Origin of the sequence: Variovorax glucosi, from assembly GCF_051216695.1 — a bacterium.
Classification (GTDB): domain Bacteria; phylum Pseudomonadota; class Gammaproteobacteria; order Burkholderiales; family Burkholderiaceae_C; genus Variovorax.
The window spans coordinates 1-1142 of record NZ_JBPJZE010000278.1; the positions used below are offsets into that span (position 1 = coordinate 1).

The window sequence follows — 1142 nt, forward strand, 5'->3', positions numbered from 1 at the left end:
CGTAACGAATTTCTTCGTAATTGACGCCTTCGAGGTTGCCCGTGGCCTTGTCGATGTTGCGCTTGATGGTGTCGATGGGCAGGTTCACCGCCTTGGCCTTTTCAACGGCCAGCCGCAAACGGGGGTTGGAGCCCAGGTCAGCGCCACCGGCGCGGGCGGCCACTGTGATTTCGCGGATGGCGCGGGTCCAGAGCTTGCCCCGCTTCTCGTCCTGGCGGCCCTTCCGGTGCTGAATATTCGCCCACTTGCTATGTCCGGCCATGGCTTTCTATCTCGCTGTCCTGTGTTTTCTAAGCAGGCTCCGAGTTTACTGTCCGGCGCACACAACGCCCGCCCTGGGGCCCGGAATTCGGGCCGGGGCTTTTGGTGATAATCGTTCGATGACGCCATCGCCTTCCGTCGGGCCCGGGAATCCTGACATCCTGCCGCCGCACGCCCCTCTGCCGCTGTACTACAAGACCGAGGCCGAGCATCAGGCATTCCTGCTGCGCATCTTCGACAGCACGGCCGCGGACTACGACCGCATCGAGAGCGTGCTGGCCTTCGGCACCGGCCCCTCGTACCGCCGTGCTGCGCTGCGGGAAGCCGGCCTCGCGGCGGGCATGCAGGTGCTGGACGTGGGCATCGGCACCGGGCTCGTGGCCCGCGAGGCGCTGAAACTCATCGGCTCCACCGGCCAGCTCGTGGGCGTCGACCCCAGCCCCGGCATGTTGGGCCAGGTCAAGCTGCCCGGCGTCGAGCTTGTGCGCGTCGTGGCCGAAGCCCTGCCCCGGCCCGATGCCAGCTGCGACTTCGTGAGCATGGGCTACGCCATGCGCCACATCAGCGACGTGGCGGCAGCCTTCAGCGAGTTCCATCGCGTGCTGCGCCCCGGCGGGCGCGTGGCGGTGCTCGAAATAACCAAGCCCGAGGGCCGCATCGCAACCGCGCTGCTCAAGGGCTACATGCGTGCCGTGGTGCCGCTGATCGCCCGCGTGGTCGGTCGCCAGCGCAACACCTCCGAACTGTGGCGCTACTACTGGGACACGATCGAGGCCTGCATTCCGCCCGAGCGGGTGATGCAGGCACTGGCCGACGCGGGTTTCCGCGACGTGCGCCGGCACGCGAGCCTCGGCGTTTTCTCAGCCTACACCGCCATCAAA

Annotated in this window: 2 protein-coding genes; one reads left to right on the plus strand and one right to left on the minus strand. The window is 67.0% G+C overall.

Going from position 1 to position 1142, the window contains the following annotated elements:
* Positions 1-262: transcriptional regulator family protein (locus ACSFA3_RS24940; protein ID WP_475544586.1), on the minus strand; the 262-nt coding region annotated here is incomplete at its 3' end.
* A gap of 118 nt (positions 263-380) precedes the next feature.
* On the opposite strand from ACSFA3_RS24940, the gene ACSFA3_RS24945 reads away from it, so the two are divergent.
* The coding region (locus ACSFA3_RS24945; RefSeq protein ID WP_435508034.1) for a class I SAM-dependent methyltransferase at positions 381-1142 on the plus strand (762 nt) is incomplete at its 3' end.